Genomic DNA, 16,301 nt, shown 5'->3' with positions numbered 1-16,301 from the left:
TTTCAATTACCATCCCTCCACCGCGGATCTGCAACGCGGCGGTGTCGGCATGCGAAGCGGATAGAAGACGGGGCTATGGTCTGACCATGGCCCCGTTTGTCCACGCGGTGGGCGCTATGACGTTATTGCAGCGTGATGCCGGCCGATTCCACAACTGTTTTGAAGTTGTTGTACTCGGTTTCGAGCATCGATTCGAATTCGGCAGTCGGCGTCGGCGACGGCACGAAACCGGAAGCTTTCATCTTTGCATCGACTTCGTCATCGGCAAGAGCCTCGTCGAGCAGACCGCGCAGCGTATCGATCCGGTCTTCGGGCGTGCCCTTCGGCGCCATGACCGCGAACCATGACCGTGCCTCGACATCGAGACCCTGTTCCTTGGCCGTCGGCAAGTCTCCCAGGCTGTCGACCCGGTCGGCGCTGAGCACGGCCAGCGCGCGCGCCTTTCCGGAGTCGATCAGCGGCACAGCGGCGTTCGGTGTCTCGATCATGTAGTCGACTTCTCCGCCAAGAAAGGCGGTACGTGCGGCGGAGGTGCCCTTGAAGGGGATGTGCACCGCTTTCACGTCGGCCTTGGCAATGAGCATTTCCATGGCCAGATGCTGGACGGTGCCGACGCCGGGCGTGGCATAGTTCAACGCGTCCGGATTGGCCCGGCCATAGTCCATCAGATCGCCAAGCGTCTCGTAGTCGGAGTCGGAACTCACCAGCAGGACGAATGGCGCCTGGGTGACGAGACCAATCGGGTCGAAGGAGCGATATCCGTCGAAGCCGAGATTGTTGTAGATATGCGGCGCGACGACCATCGCGGTGGAGGTCGCCATAAGCAGCGTGTAGCCGTCCGGCTCCGCCTCTGCGACGCGCGCCGCGCCGATGGTCGAGCCCGCCCCGGCGACGTTCTGCACCACGACCGGCTGGCCGATCCGGCTCGAGATCGCATCGCCGATCAGGCGCCCTGCCGCATCCGTCGGTCCGCCGGCCTGGAACGGCACGACGAGAGTGATCGGGTGCGACGGATAGTCCTCGGCGAACGCCACCGTTGCCGCCAGCGCGGCGACAGCTCCGAGCGCGATGGCGCGCAGTTTTGAAATGGACATTCTCATATTCCTCCCTGGGTTCTGTAATCTTGCTAAAGGTCGGAGACCCGGCGGCGCAAACCTCTCGCGGGTATGAAAACCCTGGCGCCCTCCCGATCGACATGAAACTGTTACCTTAACGTTCTCTCCGGAAAAACAGATGCGCCGGAGATAGTGCCTATCGCAAAACGGCATAGTTTTTGCGAAATTATCTATCTTAGGATTAGATTGGCGAGGGAAGGCTGGCGATGCGGGCCGGCTTGCGCCGGATGGCGAATGCTAGAGCAGATCGAATGGCAGGATATCGGGAAAACATGACGGAAAAATCGCGCACGGTGTATCTGATCGCCCGTCTCTACTATCTGGTCCGCGAACAGATGGATGCCGAGTTGGCGAAGGAGGAGATCACCTCGGTCCAGTACACGGTCCTCAGCCTCATCAGAGGCAGTGACGGGCTGTCGTCGGCGCAGCTCGCGCGCCGCTACCGGGTCAAGCCGCAATCGATGCACAAGACCGTGCGCGACCTGGAAGCGGCGGGTCTGATAGAGCGCGCCGCGGGCTGGGAGAACAAGAAGGCGCTGGTCGCGGTCCTCAGCGAGAAAGGGCGGGAGCGGCTGGCGCGTTGCGACACGCTCATCGACGCCTATGAGCGACAGCTGTTCCGGGACGCTCCGGCGGAAGACTTGGAAGCCTTCCGCCGCGTGGCGAAGTCCTTGATGGAGCGGCCGGGACCTTGAGGTCCGGCGCGCGGATTCGGGTCATTCCGTCAGATGCGTAGAGAACCGCGTGATCAGGTAGGGCTCCATCGCCTCGGTGCCGCCTTCCTTGCCGTCCCCGGAATCGCCAATCCCACCGAATGGCAGTTCGGGAAAGACGAGGCCCTGGTGGTTGACCGATACCATGCCGCTCTCGATGCCGTTGATCGCCCGCGAGGCGTTGCGCGACGATCGCGTGAAGGCATAGGCGCCGAGGCCGACATCCAGACGGTTCGCCTCCGCCAGCGCCTCTTCCTCCGTGTTGAAGGACGCGAGCAGAGCGACCGGACCGAAAGGCTCCTCGTTCATGATCCGCATGGCGGGCGTTACGCCGCTCAGGACGGTCGGCGCGAAGAAAAAACCGCGATTGCCGAGCCGGTTGCCGCCGCACTCGACACGCGCACCCTTCTGCGCAGCATCCGCAATCAGCGCTTCGAGCGCCGTTACGCGGCGGTCATGGGCAAGCGGTCCGACTTGCGTTCCCTCGTCCAGCCCGTCCCCGACCTTCAGCGCCTTCACCCCTGCGACGAAGCGTGCGGTGAATTCCTCCATCACCTCTGCCGCAACGAGGAAGCGGGTCGGGGAAATGCAGATCTGCCCCGCATTGCGGTACTTCGCCGCGACGAGAACCTGCACGGCGCGTTCGAGATCGGCATCGGCGAAGATAAGCACCGGGGCGTGGCCGCCGAGTTCCATTGTCGTGCGTTTCAGGTGGCGGCCTGCGATTTCCGACAACCGGCGCCCCACGGCGGTGGAGCCGGTGAACGAAATCTTGCGGATTACCGGGTGGGCGATCAGGTATTCCGAGATCTCGGCGGGGTGGCCGAACACGAGGTTGACGACATCCGGCGGCAATCCGGCGTCGATGAAGGCGGCGACAAGCCCGCAGCAGCTTGCCGGTGTTTCTTCCGGTCCCTTCAGTATGATCGAACAGCCGGCGGCGACAGCCGCGGCGATCTTGCGGGTCGCCTGGTTGATCGGGAAGTTCCATGGCGAGAAAGCCGCGACCGGGCCGATCGGCTGCTTGAACACGACCTGCATAACGCCGGGGAGACGCGCGGGAATTTGTCGTCCATAGGTGCGGCGGGCTTCCTCGGCGAACCATTCGATGATGTCGGCTGCGGCATTGGCTTCCTGCCGGGCTTCCGTCAGCGGCTTGCCATGCTCCAGCGTCATGGCGCGCGCGATCGATTCCGCGCGCTCGCGCATCAGCGCGGCCGCTTTTCTCAGGACTTGCCCCCTGTCGAAGCCCGAAACGCGCGACCACGCCTCAAAACCGCGTCGGGTCGAGGCAACGGCGCGCGAAAGATCGTCGGTCGTCGCGACGGGCAGCAACCCGATCTGCTCCTCGGTCGCCGGATTGAGAACCGGGAGCGCTTCTGGCCGACCGGAACGAATCCATTCGCCGGCAATGAACAGGCCGGGTGCCGGGTAGTCATTTGACATGAAACTCTTCCTTCTTTCCTTTGTCTGCAAATCCGATCAACGACCGGGAAACGGGCGCCGACCATGAACATCGAAGACCTCAGAGCATTTGTCTGGGTGGCCGAAGCGGGCGGGTTTTCCCGAGCTTCGACCGAACACAGGGTCGCGCAATCGGCATTGAGCCGCCGCGTGGCGCGGCTGGAATCCGATCTCGGCACGGAACTGGTTCGTCGCGACGGACGCGGCGTGCGGCTGACCGAGCACGGGGTGCTGCTGCAGGAACGTTCGTCGCGCATCTTTGCCGAGATTGATGCGGTCAGAACGGAGATGTTCGAGCACTCTGACGAACCTCGCGGCGAGGTGACGCTGGCATTGCCGCCGACGACCGCTCAGGTCCTCGCTCCGCTGATCGCCAAGGCGTTGAGCGAACGCTACCCGCAGGTAAGGTTGCGCATGTGGGAGGGATTCAGCGGAGCGATCCACAAATGGGTGGTATCGGGCGAGGTCGATATCGCCTTGCTCTACGAGCCGGAAGAGCGCTCCGACATTCGCGTCACGCCGCTTGTACGGGAACCGATCTACCTCATCGCTTCCCAAAGAATGCGCGAGGCGTTTCCTATTCTGAAGGAAGGTTCGCCAGTAAGGTTTTCTGACCTGCCGAAAATCCCGCTCATCCTGCCGACCAAGAGTCACAGCATTCGCAGCCTGATCGAGCGCAAGGCGATCGAGCGGCGGCTGAAGCTCGATCTGGCGTTCGAGGTGGACGGCATCCGTGCCACGAAGGCGATGGTCGCGGCCGGGCTGGGGTGCACGCTTTTCAGCTATGCCGGAGTGTATGAGGAACTGGCGGACGGGACGCTCGAAGTGTTCGAAACCACGCCGCGGCTGACCTGGACGCTGGCGCTTGGAGAGGCAAGGCATCACGATGCCAACCGGGCGGTGAGGGTGGTAAGGAATCTTGTGCTTGAACAGCTGCATGCGCTGATGGACGGCGGATACTGGAAGGGAAGGTTTCTGGTTTCGAAACCCTCCTGATCCCTCGTACCCGCCGGCAGAATCAGATTTCCGTCGTGGTGACGTCGTCGCGAAATATCCAGTCGTAGCGCGCGATGATCGCTTCACGGCTCCATTCGCTGTCGATGAATTGCTTCGCCGTTTCGCCTGTCTTGAATGCGGCATTGTGGAAACGCCGGATGTTGTCGTTTGCGCCTTGTACCTTGCGGTTGGCGATCGGACTCCGGGTCTTCTCGTACTGGCTCAATGCCTTCACGGGATCATCGGCGTATTTTTCCAGGCACCGGCCGAGGATCACCGAATCCTCCACCGCCATGACTGCGCCCTGGGCGAGCAGCGGCAGGGTCGGATGACAGGCGTCGCCCAACAGGGCCACGCGGCCTTCGGCCCAGGTCTGGAGCGGCGGCCTGACCATCAAGGCCCATTTGAATTGGGAAGGCGCCGCCTCGATCAGCTTTTGAACATCCGGATGCCATCCGGCGAAGTCGTTGCGGAATTCTTCTTTCGATCCTTCCGTAGTCCAGGATTCGACCTGCCAGTCATCGCGCTCTGCGGTGGCGACGACGTTCATCAGCTTGCCGCCGCGAAGGGGATAGTGCACCACATGGCCGTTCGGGCCGACCCAGACAGTGGCGCGCGGCCGGCTCATTTCTTCTGGCAACCGGTCGAGCGGGATAACGCCGCGCCAGGCCAGCATGCCCGAGAATTTCGCCGGCTCGCTGCCGAAAAGGCCGTTGCGAATGACGGAATGAACGCCGTCGGCGCCGATCAGGATGTCGCCGCTGGCGCTGCTCCCGTCAGCGAAGTTCAGCGTTACAGATTCCGCATCCTGGGTGAATCCGACACATTTTTTGTCGAGGTGGATCGCGTCTGGTTTCTTGCGGCGCACCGCATCGATCAGAACCTGCAGCAGGTCGGGCCGGTAGACGGTTAGATAGGGGTAGCCATACCGGTGTAGCGCCTCGGTGCCGAGGTCGAACATTTCCCAGGTCGTGCCGGCATCCCACAGCCGGATTACCTTGTCGTCGGCATCCGACGACAACCGGGCCAGATCGTTGAAGACGCCGAGATGGTCGAGCGCGCGATTGCCGTTGGGGCTGATTTGCACGCCGGCTCCAACCTCTCCGAGCTCGGGCGCCTGTTCATAGACCTCGACGTCGAATCCCCGATTGAGAAGCGAAAGAGCGGCAGCCGCGCCGCCGATTCCGCCGCCGGCGATGATGACTTTCGTCTTGCTGTTCATTCAGCCCTCCCAGGCTTCGCGGATGTAGAAGCCGAGCTTGTCGAGCGCCGGCCGGTCGTTGACTTCGAAAAGGTCGCATTCTTCGGCGGCCGTAATCTCGTGGCGTGCCCAGCCGGGCGCCGCGAAGACGTCGCCACGCTTGAAAGCGAAGCTCTGGTCGCCGCTGCTGAAAGTGCCGGCCCCCTTGGTGACCGCGAAGATCCGGCTGGCGGTGTCGCGCTGCGGCCCGATCCGTGCGCCCGCCGGCATGCGGATGCAGGTCAGATCCATGGTCAGCATGTGTTCGGCCGAAGCGAGCAGTTGGCGGCACACGCCGTTCTCATCCGGGGCCGCCTTGTCCAGGGCAGCGTCGATATCTGCGCGCTTGAACCAGTAGGGGTGGGCCACGGGCTCTTCTGCGACCGTTTGATAAACGTCGGGATGCTCATCGTAGAACATCGGCTCAAGCCGGTGCACCAGCGGCACGTCGAGGAAGTCGATCCAGCAGGCGGTATCGGCGCCTTCGTTGTAATGGCTGTGCCAGCAGCCGCCGGGCGTCAGCAGCACGTCGCCGGGGATCATCGGAATTTTGACGCCGTTGACGACCGTAAAGAGGCCGGGGCCGGCATCCAGCACCAGCCGGAGCGCATTCGGCGTATGACGGTGCGCGCGGGCATGTTCGTTCGGCTTGATCATCTGGTAGGCGCTGACCAGGGTGCGAACCGTGTCGTAGTCGTTGTCGCCCACCGGATTGAACATCAGCAGGTTGCGGCGTTCGGCAAGCTCGGTGTCGATCCACTGGCTGGCCTTCTCCAGTGCCGCATAGGCTTCGGCATAGGACCAGTGCCGTGGCGTGAACTCCGTTGCAGGCTCTTTCCACAGCGAGCGGCGCTTCTTGTGCCAGCCGGCGGTGTATCGTGCCTCATCGAAGACCGGGTAGAGGTCATCCAGTCCCTTGGCGGCGTTGATTTTCTCGGTCGTGTTCATCGTGTCTCTCCGTATTGTTTGAGCTCAGGCGCCGCGCTTGAATTCGTAAGGCTTGTCGAAAACCACGTTCGCGCCGTACCTGCCTGCAATCACGGGCAGCGACATCCGACCGACACCGGCCACATCGATGGTCACCGTGTCGCCGGGATTGATCGGCCCGACGCCTGCGGGCGTACCGGTGGCGATGATGTCGCCGGGATACAGCGTCATGGCGGAAGCGGCGATCGCCACCATGTTTGGCATGTCGACGATCAGGTCGCGGCTGTTGGCGTGCTGGCGCAATTCGTCGTTCACCCACAGCCGCATCTCGATGTCGGACGGATCGGCGATCTCGTCGCGGGTCACAATCCACGGGCCGATCGGCGTGAACGTGTCGTAGGACTTGCGCATTACGCGCTCCTCCTTGCCGCGAACGGTGATGTCCATCAGGCAGGCGAAGCCGAAGACGTGATCCATCGCTTCCTCGACCGGAATACCTCGGCATTCCTTGCCGATGACCAGACCGATCTCGCATTCATGGTGGAATTCGCGCCCATCGATGTTGGGCGTTTCGATGGCATCGGCCGGACCGATGATCGAGGAATTTGCCTTCAGGAAGAAACCCTGGATATTGGCGAGCCCGGTTGAGGTCATCTCTCGGGCGTGATCGTGATAATTGACCGGATAGGCGATCAGCTTGTTGGGCCAGGGGACCGGTGTCTCCAGCCTGACCTCGTCCAGTGACTTGGCCGGGCGGCTCGCGACCGCCGCCTCGAGGGGGCCGCGCAGGCGATCGAATTCCGCAATCATGCGAAGCGGTCCAACTGGCGGCCATTCTCCGGACTCTACGCCGGCCAAGTCGGTCACGTCGGTAATCCCGGCCTCGGTGACAATTCCGATCCTGCCTCCGTCAAATCGCGCAATTTTCATGTCTGTCCTGTCTCCTTGCATGTGTAGGCAAACCATCGGCTCGCACGGTTGCGAGAGATTAGGAGGCGGAGCGCATCGTAAAAATAGATGGAATGGAGATTGATCCCATCGCACATTGGGATGGATAGGGAAGCCGTTCCATTGGAAATAATCGTTCAATTCCAATAAGAAACGCCGCATTCCGTGCGTTCATTCGAATTTCACAGCCGCGCTTGACACGCAGGGTGGCGCGGCATTATGCATATTATCAGCTAAACTGAGTAAATAGCAGCAAATCTGATTATATCACCCATAGGGAGAGACGCATGGCAAAGACTGCGGAAGGTGTTCCGGGCGGCAAGAACGTCACGGTGGAATTCGAGGATGGTATCGCGTGGGTCCGGCTGAACCGACCCGAAAAGCGCAACGCGATGAGCCTGGAACTCGGCTATGAGATGAACGAGGTCATGGACGCGCTGGAGCTGGACGAGCGCTGCGGCGTCTTTGTCCTGACCGGCGAGGGCGAAGCTTTCTCCGCTGGCATGGATTTGAAGGGGTTCTTCCGTGAAACCGACGGCATGTCGGATCTTCATCGCAAGCGGGCCTACCGCGTGAACCGCGACTGGCAGTGGCGGCGGCTGATGATGTACGGAAAGCCGACCATCGCCATGGTCAATGGGTGGTGTTTCGGCGGAGCGTTCACGCCGCTGATCTGCTGCGATCTCGCCATCGCGTCCGAAGACGCGGTTTTCGGTCTCTCCGAGGTCAACTGGGGCATCATCCCGGGTGGCGTGGTGCCGAAAGCGGTGCAGACGCTGGTGAACGACCGTCAGGCGCTCTACTACATGATGACCGGCGAGACATTCAAAGGCGCCAAGGCTGCGGAACTCGGGCTTGTGAACGAAGCCGTTCCGGCCGACCAGCTGACGGAGCGGACCAGAGAGTTGGCCAAGGTGCTTTTGGGCAAGAATCCGCTGGTGCTGCGCAACACCAAGCTGTCCTATCGCTACATCCAGGAGATGTCGTGGGAGGAAGCGGGCGAATATCTGATGGCCAAGGGCGACCAGACGACCTTTATGGATCCGGAGAAGGGCCGCACCGAGGGCATCAAGCAGTTCCTCGATGACAAGACCTACAAACCCGGCCTGGGCGCGTATTCGCGTTCGTGATCCGGGTGGCCGGGCCCCGCAGGTTTAGCGGGGCTTGGCGGTCGGGTGATTTGCCCTCAGAGGTCGGATTCAGGGAGAAAGCTCATGGATAGACGAGCCCCAATCGAGCGGCTGCTCAGGCCGCGATCCGTTGCGGTCGTTGGCGCGTCGGCGACCCGGAAGGCGTTGGCGAACAGCGTTCTCGACAATCTGGCACGCGCAAAGTTTGCTGGTGCGGTCCACGTCGTTCATCCGAAGGCATCCGAAATCGAAGGACGGAAGGCGGTACCGTCATTGGCCGAGCTGCCCGAGAACGTCGATTGCGTCGTGCTCGCGATTCCGGCTGCCGCCGTGCTGCAGGCTGTGCGTGATTGCGCGGCGCGCAAGGTCGGCGGCGTCATCGTTTTTTCCGCGGGCTTCGCGGAACTGGGCGAGGAAGGGCGCGCCGCACAGGACGAGATCCGCAGTATCGCCCGCGATGCGAACATGGCGGTCGAGGGGCCGAACTGCCTCGGCATGATGAATTTCGTCGATGGCATTCCGCTCACCTTCAGCGCGACCGACCTCATTCCGGTTACGGCGCCTGGTATTAGTATCGTCTCGCAGAGCGGGGCGATGGCCGTGGTCGTGCGCGGCGCCTTTCACGGCCGCAACCTGGCCGTCAGCTATGCGATTTCGACCGGAAACGAGGCCGCCAACGGGATCGAGGACTTCCTCGAATTCCTGCTCGATGACGCAAGCACCCGCGTGATTGCGATGATCGGCGAACAGTTGCGCGACGCGCGGCGTTTTCTCGAACTCGCCGGCCGGGCGCGCGAAATCGGCAAGCCGATCATTCTTCTTCACCCGGGCAAGTCTGTCGCGGCCCGCGAAGCCGCGAAAACCCATACCGGCGCGATGGCAGGCGACAACGAGGTCATGCGCGCGATGGCGCGCGGCAAGGGCGTGACCGTCGTCGACACGCTTGAACAGCTTATCGACGTCGCCGAGTTCGTTCAGCGCTTCGGTTTTCCGTCCGGGGCGGGCCTGAGCGTGATCGGCGAGTCCGGTGCGCTCAGTGCGCATCTACTGGACTATTGCGAGGAGCAGGGCGTTCCCTTGCCGTCCCCCGAAGGGGGGGTCGCCGAGCGGTTGGCCGCCATGGCTCCGGGCTTCATACAGCCGGTCAATCCGCTGGACCTGACCGCGCAGGCGATGACCAATCCCGACATCTACCGCCAGTCGCTCGACGCCATCGGCGCCGACGAGCGGGTCGGCGTGGCAATGCTTGCGATCAGCCTGACGAGCCGGGCGATGGCGGAGCGCAAGATGCCCCCGCTCATCGATATCCTGCGCCGCCACGAGCGATCGAAGCCAATTATCTTTTCGATGGTCGGCGACGATGCCGATATCGGCAGCGATTACATCGCCGAACTCAGGACGCTCGGCATTCCGTTCTACCGTTCTCCCGAGCGGGCAGTGCGCGCCATTTCGGTGCTGTTGGCTGCAGAGCCGCAGCGCGATGAGCGCGCACTGCCGTCGCCCGCGCCGGATTTTGGCGTCAGGCAGGGCATGTTGTCCGAGGCGGAGTCGAAGGAATTGCTGCGTGGCGCCGGCCTTTCCGTTCCCGAGTTCCGCATAGCGCAGACCGCCGACGAGGCTGTCCTCGCCGCGGAGGCGCTCGGCTATCCCGTCGTCATCAAGGTGCATTCCGCGCATCTGCCGCACAAGAGCGATGTCGGCGGGGTGGTTCTCGGACTTGCCGACGAGGCGGCGCTGCGCGCTGGCTGGCAACGCATGATGGACAATCTGGCGCGCAACGCACCCGATGCTCCGGTCGAGGGCGTTCTCGTCGAGAAAATGGCGAAAAAAGGCGTGGAACTCATCGTTGGAGCGCGTAACGACGCGCAATGGGGCCCGGTCGTTCTCGTCGGTCTGGGCGGCGTTTACACGGAACTATTCAAGGATCTGAAGTTGTTGCCGGCCACCAGCACGAAGGCGCAAGTGATTGAAGCGCTAGGCCGGTTGAAGGGCGCACAGCTTCTGCAAGGCTATCGCGGCAGTGCCGTATGCGACCTGGAAGCGGTCGCGCAAACCGTCTGCGGATTGGGAGACTTCGTCGCGCGATATCCGCGGGTGGCCGAAGTCGAGATCAACCCGCTCCTGGTCTATGGCGCGGGCGAGGGAACGCGCGCTCTCGATGCGCTTGTTCGCGTGGAATAGGGAAAGAATACAATGGATTTTGCGATTTCCGACGAACAGAAGATGCTCGTCGAGACGGTGGCCACGATCATGCAGCGCCATGCGTCCGCCGAGGAAATCGGACATTGGGATGCGGAACGCAGCTATCCCGAGGACCTCTACAGTAAATGGGCCGAAGCGGGTCTGATCCAGTTGCCCTTTCCCGAAGAGTATGGCGGGCTTGGCGGCGATGCCTCCGACGTGGCTCTGCTCGTCGAGGAAATCTCGAAGCACAGCAGCGATCTCTGCATGCCGTACTCGAGCGCGATCTTCTGTGGCCTGAACATCCTGCGCAACGGAACCGAGGCGCAGAAACAACACTGGTTGCCGAAGATTCTGAGCGGGGAGCAGAAGATGCTGATCGGCATTTCCGAGCCCGGCGCGGGATCGGACGCGACGGCTATGACCACCCACGCCGTTCGCGAGGGCGACCACTACCGCATTAACGGACAGAAGCTCTGGGTCACCGGAGCAGGCCTGAAGGACGCTATGCTCAGCGTCTATCTGAAAACCGACCGAACGGTTTCGCACCGGGAGGGAGTTTCGCTTTTCCTGATCGACAGCAAGGCGCCGGGCGTCAGGCTGCGCAAGCTCGACATGCTCGGGCGCCGGTGCAGCGGTACCTACGAGGTCTTCTTCACCGACGCGCTGGTGCCTGCCGAAAATCTGATCGGCGGCGAGGGGCATGGCTGGCAATGCCTGATGTCGGGCCTGCAATACGAACGCGCGGTTTCGGCGGCATCGAGTTGCGGCGGAGCGCAAGGCGTGGTCGATCTCGTCACCGCCTATGTGAAAGAACGGGTGCAGTTCGGCCGACCGATCGGCACATTCCAGGCGATCGCCCACCGTATCGCGGATATGCAAACGCAGGTCGATGCCGCCAGGATGTTGACGTTGCGGGCGATCTGGTTGTCGGGCTCCGGGGCGAACGCGTTGCGCGAGATATCGGAGGCCAAGCTTTTTGCCTCTGAAACCTATGTGAAAGTGGCGGCCGAAGGGGTGCAACTGATGGGCGCCTACGGGCTGAGCCGCGAATACGCCATGGAGCGCCATTATCGCGACGCGCGCAGTGCTACGATCGCTGCGGGGACATCGGAGACCTTGCGTAATCTGATTGCGGCGCTGATGGGGCTTAAGTCGAAGTAAACGCCTTCTTCCCTTGTTTTGAGGCAAGGAGGCCGTGATGGGGCCCGGCAATTTCGGTGACGGCTTGAGCCGCGATGCAGTGGCGCAGACAACTGAGCGCCGCTATTCAGTCGCGGAGGTTTCGATGCGGCTTGGCGTGAGCCGCCACTCGCTCCATGCGCGGAAGCCTTAACGGCGAATGGCGGCAAAGACCGCCAAGTGGCTCGGCCAGAATCCACTGCTGTCTGATTGGCAGGCCCAGCGTCGCATCGTCGCCAAGCGCTGAGAGCACTCATTCTTCACGACATGAATGTCCATGTGAGCTTCGCGGTTCGGCGATGCTTTGCCGATGTGGTCTTTGCAAACTGTCACTCCCGAATTCGGGGACTGACTTTTCGGGATTCAAGGGCGGATTCGGGGCCGGGTTGTGTGCCCTTGGCCGGGAAACCCGGAGTCGAGCTGCGGCTGACAAATATCCGAATCAAAAAAATAGGGGCGCTTTATTCGGTGCCGGATAAAGACCGGACAGCGAAAAAGCCAATTCAGAAATCTGTTGAGAAAACTGGCACGCCCAACGGGACTCGAACCCGTGTTTCCGCCGTGAAAGGGCGGCGTCCTAGACCGCTAGACGATGGGCGCGGATCAGGTCACGGGTCTATAGAAACATTCTTCGCGGTCCGCAAGCCCGATTGCCGCGCCTTTTCATGATTTTTTGCCACAAGCGGATGAAGGTCTGATTTTGCGCGTCTCATGGCGGTTTTCCCGCGCCGCATGCCAAGCGAGGACGTGTGGAAAAATTTAGGAAATCAGGGAGTTGCGGTTACTTGCGGCGACCGCAGCGCCAGTTCCAGTCGCGCTTCGGGCCGATATCGATATGAACGGATTGCGTGTGGCAATAGGTGCCCACGCCGCCGCGCCCCGGCATGTCGCGAAGATAGGACGCCAACTCGGTCTTGCTCACGCCTTCGATCTGGATATCGGCGGCCGAGCAGTACATGTGCAACGAGTTCGATGCGCCGCTGGCTTTCTTGTTGCGTGACGGTGAGCGGAAGCCCGAAGTGACCACGACGCTGCGGCCGTAATGGCCTTCGACCTGCTTGAGCACTCTGACGAGGGCAGGCTTCAGGCAACTGATATCCACCTTGTCGTGCTGGACACGCAAGCCATTCGGAGCGAGACGCGCCAGGCCGGCGGCCGATGCGACGCGAATTGGCTTGTCGTTCTTGTCGGCGGATGCGCTCGCAGAATTGTTGAGGCCGAGCGCGCGGTCACGGTCGACGCCGGGCAATGCTCCGGCGCTGGCGCTCGCAATGAGCGGGCGGGCTTTCTTGTCCGGAGCGCTCCAGAGTTCCGCGGTGGCGCCGTTCTGTGAAACCGGCGCAGGCGGCACGACCGCTTTGCGGGCGCTGCCGTTGCGATTGGAAAATAGCGAGAGGAGGGCGCCGGTGCGCTTGGCTATGCCGGATACCGGTGGCCGTGGTGTCGTGTCGATCTGCGGTCCGGCAGCGGAATAAATCCGCGCCGTCGCGGCATCCAGATTGTCGTCGCTTCCGCCGGGCGCGGCGGGAAATTCGTTGCTTGCCGTCGCGGGAACCGCGGTCGTCGATCCCGTCGTCAGCGGCTCGTCACCGGCATAAGCCGCAACCGGCGCGGCCTCTTCATCGCCAAGTGCTGCCGGCGGGGTAGCCGCCAGTGCACCCTCGGCATCCATGCCCGAAAATGCCGCTTCGTCGGTGAAGGAGAATCCCTGGCCGGCCTGGGATGTGCTGATCGCCGACGGGTCGAGCGCCGATGCCATGCACCCGCTGAGGATCGTGGCCGCAACCAGAATGGCCAGCCAACGAAGGCGCCTGCCGGTAAGGCTGTAAGCTGTGTTGCCGGTCAATGTCCCGCCTTGTGTCCCCAAAACGCGTGCGATGTAGCTTGTAAGCCACCATCGCGGTAAATGGAAGGTTACCCGAATACTGCATGATTCTACAAATGCACGCCTTAGCCCGCCATCTGCCGCTAGACGGCAAATCGGGCCAAAACGTGATTTGTCGCGAAAATCCGGTCGAAACCTACCAGGATCCGGTGTTTTCCATCGATGCCCAGGGCTCTGCCTTCTCCAGCGCATCGCCCTTCTGCAGCAGCTCGATCGAGATGCCGTCGGGCGAGCGGACGAAGGCCATGTGGCCATCGCGCGGCGGACGATTGATGGTGACGCCGCCCTTGGCGAGTTTCTCGCAAGTCTCGTAAATGTTGTCGACGGCATAGGCGAGGTGGCCGAAATTGCGCCCGCCCTCGTAGTCTTCCGGGTCCCAATTGTAGGTCAACTCCACCATCGGGGCCCCCGAGGTTTCTGCAGCCTGCCTGTCGTCGGGCGCGGCGAGAAAGATCAGCGTGAACCGTCCGCCCTCGTTTTCGATGCGGCGCACTTCGACAAGGCCGAGCTTGTTGCAATAGAAGTCCAGCGAATCGTCGATGTCGCGCACGCGAACCATGGTGTGCAGATAGCGCATTGTGTTTGTCTCCGTTTTCCGTCCGGTTTTGTAGTGTCCGTATCGCTCGGCGCAAGGGGAGGAAGTGCCCGGTTCGCGCGGACGGAACCGAAAAAACGTAACGATGTGTGAAAAACCAAGTTTCTGCCTTGTGGTGATCGGACCTGCCGATGCTATCCTCCAAAAAGAGAATCAGTGTCGGTTATCGGGACAAAAGCGCTACTCATGGGGGAAAAAGGATCATCGGCAGCTAGCCTCGGACGTGTCGCCGCACAATCCGAAAGCCCGGACGTTTTCGAGATTTCCGGCGCCATCAAGTGGTTCGACGTCGCCAAGGGTTTCGGCTTCATCGTCCCGGATCAGGAAGGTCTGGGAGATGTTATGCTGCATGTGACCTGCCTGCGCCGCGACGGGTATCAGACTGCTCTCGAAGGTGCGCGCATCGTCTGCGAGGCGCGCGTCGGCGACCGGGGCCTGCAGGCCTTCCATGTCGTGTCGATGGACAATTCCACCGCCGTGCATCCGGGCGAGTCCGAACAGAAGACCCATGTGCACGTGACGCCGACGAGCGGGCTCGAGCGCGTGATCGTGAAGTGGTTCAACCGCACCAAGGGGTTTGGCTTCGTCACGCGCGGCGAGGGCACCGAGGACATCTTCGTCCACATGGAAACCCTGCGCCGCTTCGGTCTTACAGAATTGCGCGCCGGACAGGTGGTCATCGTCCGGTTCGGCAATGGCGACAAGGGGCTCATGGCGGCGGAGATTTATCCTGATCTCGGCACACAATTGCCATCTCCGCATTGATGAATAGCGCCGGTTGAACGGACCGGGTATCATGAAACGATTTCACTTCATTCTTCGCGCCCTGATGCTGGGCGCAATGCTTGTTGCAGCGCCGGCGGCAATTGTTCGCGCGCAGGGTGCGGCGACCGGTTCGCCGATGCTGCTGCCTGTCGACGAAACTCCGCTGACGGTGGAGCGCGACGGCAAGGTGATTGCCACTTTCGATATCGAGGTGGCCGACAGCCCGACGGAACGGTCGCGCGGACTGATGTTCCGCGATGTTTTCCCCGATGACCGCGCCATGCTGTTTGTCTTCGAAAAGACACGCCCCGTGGCCTTTTGGATGCAGAACACGCCGCGTCCTCTGGACATGCTGTTTATCCTGCCGGACGGCGAATTGAGTTCGATCGCGGCGGACACGACGCCGTTTTCCGTCGAGGGCGTTCCGTCGAAGGAAGCAGTGCGCTACGTTCTTGAAATCAATGCCGGGTTGAGCGCGCGGTACGGCCTGAAACCGGGAGATCTGTTCGTGCATCCGACAATTTCGGCTGGTGAACGACAGTAATGGTTGCCGTCGTCGGTTGGCCGTTGTATGCGACGGCTTCCGCCGAAACGCGGTGTGTCGGAGCGTAGCGCAGCCTGGTAGCGCATCTGGTTTGGGACCAGAGGGTCGCAGGTTCGAATCCTGCCGCTCCGACCAGCGGTTTCGGATGGTGAGGTCAGGTGACAAGGAGGGTGCCCGTGTCAGCCCGTATTTACAGCCCGTCGAAAACGGCCATGCAGTCAGGCAAGGCCAAGACCGGACTTTGGATCCTCGAATTCGACCGCGAAACCGCGCGCACCATCGATCCCCTGATGGGCTACACGTCGTCGGCCGATCCGCTGGCCCAGATAAGGCTGAAATTTTCGAGCCGCGATGACGCGGTCGCCTATGCCGAAAAGCATGGAATTGCCTATCGCCTGGACGAGCCCAATCAGACGAAACGGCGGGTCATGGCCTATTCTGACAATTTCAAATTCGACCGCAAGGCCCCTTGGACGCATTGATTCGCCACGCGCTTGACGGCGATGCGCATGGTGGCAAATGATCAGCGCAACAACGGCCCCGTAGCTCAGCTGGATAGAGCACCGGCCTTCTAAGCCGATGGTCGCAGGTTCGAATCCTGCCGGGGTCGCCATAT

15 protein-coding genes and 3 tRNA genes are annotated in these 16,301 nt (G+C 61.9%); 10 read left to right on the top strand and 8 right to left on the bottom strand.

Going from position 1 to position 16,301, the window contains the following annotated elements; translation table 11 throughout:
- Nucleotides 1-122: 122 nt before the first annotated feature.
- Nucleotides 123-1,094, bottom strand: coding sequence for a Bug family tripartite tricarboxylate transporter substrate binding protein (locus ACQK2M_RS15655; RefSeq protein ID WP_425418549.1), 972 nt, complete (start codon nucleotides 1,092-1,094; stop codon nucleotides 123-125).
- Nucleotides 1,095-1,387: 293 nt separating this feature from the next.
- Between ACQK2M_RS15655 and ACQK2M_RS15650 the strand changes: the two genes are divergently transcribed.
- On the top strand, nucleotides 1,388-1,810 hold the full coding sequence (locus ACQK2M_RS15650; protein WP_223478699.1) for a MarR family winged helix-turn-helix transcriptional regulator: 423 nt from the start codon (nucleotides 1,388-1,390) through the stop codon (nucleotides 1,808-1,810).
- Nucleotides 1,811-1,831: 21 nt separating this feature from the next.
- Here ACQK2M_RS15650 and ACQK2M_RS15645 read toward each other — a convergent pair whose 3' ends face one another.
- Nucleotides 1,832-3,274, bottom strand: a complete 1,443-nt coding sequence (locus ACQK2M_RS15645; RefSeq protein ID WP_425418548.1) for an NAD-dependent succinate-semialdehyde dehydrogenase — start codon at nucleotides 3,272-3,274, stop codon at nucleotides 1,832-1,834.
- 63 nt (nucleotides 3,275-3,337) lie between these two features.
- On the opposite strand from ACQK2M_RS15645, the gene ACQK2M_RS15640 reads away from it, so the two are divergent.
- Nucleotides 3,338-4,288, top strand: coding sequence for a LysR family transcriptional regulator (locus ACQK2M_RS15640; protein WP_425418547.1), 951 nt, complete (start codon nucleotides 3,338-3,340; stop codon nucleotides 4,286-4,288).
- Between the two features lie 22 nt (nucleotides 4,289-4,310).
- On the opposite strand, the gene ACQK2M_RS15635 is transcribed toward ACQK2M_RS15640, so the two are convergent.
- The 3 genes from ACQK2M_RS15635 to ACQK2M_RS15625 are packed head-to-tail and all read right to left on the bottom strand — an operon-like array spanning nucleotide 4,311 to nucleotide 7,385.
- Entirely contained in the window at nucleotides 4,311-5,510 is a 1,200-nt protein-coding gene (locus tag ACQK2M_RS15635; protein WP_425418546.1) for an FAD-dependent monooxygenase, read from the bottom strand.
- Nucleotides 5,511-6,476, bottom strand: coding sequence for a cupin domain-containing protein (locus ACQK2M_RS15630; protein ID WP_425418545.1), 966 nt, complete (start codon nucleotides 6,474-6,476; stop codon nucleotides 5,511-5,513). It lies immediately after the preceding gene.
- 24 nt (nucleotides 6,477-6,500) lie between these two features.
- Nucleotides 6,501-7,385: a fumarylacetoacetate hydrolase family protein gene (locus ACQK2M_RS15625; protein WP_425418544.1), complete on the bottom strand. Its 885-nt coding sequence runs from the start codon at nucleotides 7,383-7,385 to the stop codon at nucleotides 6,501-6,503.
- 305 nt (nucleotides 7,386-7,690) lie between these two features.
- Here ACQK2M_RS15625 and ACQK2M_RS15620 point away from each other — a divergent pair, with 305 nt between their 5' ends.
- The 3 genes from ACQK2M_RS15620 (at nucleotide 7,691) to ACQK2M_RS15610 (ending at nucleotide 11,878) form a co-directional block, all read left to right on the top strand.
- Nucleotides 7,691-8,533: a p-hydroxycinnamoyl CoA hydratase/lyase gene (locus ACQK2M_RS15620; protein WP_425418543.1), complete on the top strand. Its 843-nt coding sequence runs from the start codon at nucleotides 7,691-7,693 to the stop codon at nucleotides 8,531-8,533.
- 84 nt (nucleotides 8,534-8,617) lie between these two features.
- A complete protein-coding gene (locus ACQK2M_RS15615; protein WP_425418542.1) occupies nucleotides 8,618-10,714 on the top strand; it encodes an acetate--CoA ligase family protein in 2,097 nt (698 codons plus the stop codon).
- 12 nt (nucleotides 10,715-10,726) lie between these two features.
- Nucleotides 10,727-11,878 carry an acyl-CoA dehydrogenase family protein gene (locus tag ACQK2M_RS15610; RefSeq protein WP_425418541.1) on the top strand — a complete coding sequence of 384 codons (1,152 nt, stop codon included), beginning with the start codon at nucleotides 10,727-10,729 and terminating at the stop codon, nucleotides 11,876-11,878.
- A 542-nt stretch (nucleotides 11,879-12,420) separates the two neighbouring features.
- Here ACQK2M_RS15610 and ACQK2M_RS15605 read toward each other — a convergent pair.
- The 3 genes from ACQK2M_RS15605 to ACQK2M_RS15595 all read right to left on the bottom strand — a co-directional run bounded on the left by ACQK2M_RS15605 (nucleotide 12,421) and on the right by ACQK2M_RS15595 (nucleotide 14,358).
- Nucleotides 12,421-12,496 (bottom strand) — tRNA-Glu (locus tag ACQK2M_RS15605).
- Nucleotides 12,497-12,677: 181 nt separating this feature from the next.
- Entirely contained in the window at nucleotides 12,678-13,742 is a 1,065-nt protein-coding gene (locus ACQK2M_RS15600; RefSeq protein ID WP_425418540.1) for a D-Ala-D-Ala carboxypeptidase family metallohydrolase, read from the bottom strand.
- A gap of 175 nt (nucleotides 13,743-13,917) precedes the next feature.
- A complete protein-coding gene (locus tag ACQK2M_RS15595) occupies nucleotides 13,918-14,358 on the bottom strand; it encodes a VOC family protein (protein ID WP_425418539.1) in 441 nt (146 codons plus the stop codon).
- 204 nt (nucleotides 14,359-14,562) lie between these two features.
- Here ACQK2M_RS15595 and ACQK2M_RS15590 point away from each other — a divergent pair, with 204 nt between their 5' ends.
- The 5 genes from ACQK2M_RS15590 (at nucleotide 14,563) to ACQK2M_RS15570 (ending at nucleotide 16,298) form a co-directional block, all read left to right on the top strand.
- On the top strand, nucleotides 14,563-15,141 hold the full coding sequence (locus ACQK2M_RS15590; protein ID WP_425418538.1) for a cold-shock protein: 579 nt from the start codon (nucleotides 14,563-14,565) through the stop codon (nucleotides 15,139-15,141).
- A 31-nt stretch (nucleotides 15,142-15,172) separates the two neighbouring features.
- Nucleotides 15,173-15,685: a DUF192 domain-containing protein gene (locus tag ACQK2M_RS15585; RefSeq protein WP_425418537.1), complete on the top strand. Its 513-nt coding sequence runs from the start codon at nucleotides 15,173-15,175 to the stop codon at nucleotides 15,683-15,685.
- Nucleotides 15,686-15,743: 58 nt separating this feature from the next.
- Nucleotides 15,744-15,820, top strand: a tRNA-Pro gene (locus tag ACQK2M_RS15580).
- A gap of 41 nt (nucleotides 15,821-15,861) precedes the next feature.
- Complete coding sequence (locus ACQK2M_RS15575) at nucleotides 15,862-16,167, top strand: ETC complex I subunit (RefSeq protein WP_223479273.1); 306 nt, start codon at nucleotides 15,862-15,864, stop codon at nucleotides 16,165-16,167.
- Nucleotides 16,168-16,221: 54 nt separating this feature from the next.
- Nucleotides 16,222-16,298, top strand: a tRNA-Arg gene (locus ACQK2M_RS15570).
- The last annotated feature ends 3 nt before the right edge of the window (nucleotides 16,299-16,301 follow it).

Origin of the sequence: Oricola indica (assembly GCF_965227485.1) — a bacterium.
In the GTDB taxonomy this organism is placed as follows: domain Bacteria; phylum Pseudomonadota; class Alphaproteobacteria; order Rhizobiales; family Rhizobiaceae; genus Oricola; species Oricola indica.
Note: the sequence above shows the minus strand (reverse complement) of the source record. Positions and strands in the feature narration are given on the sequence as shown.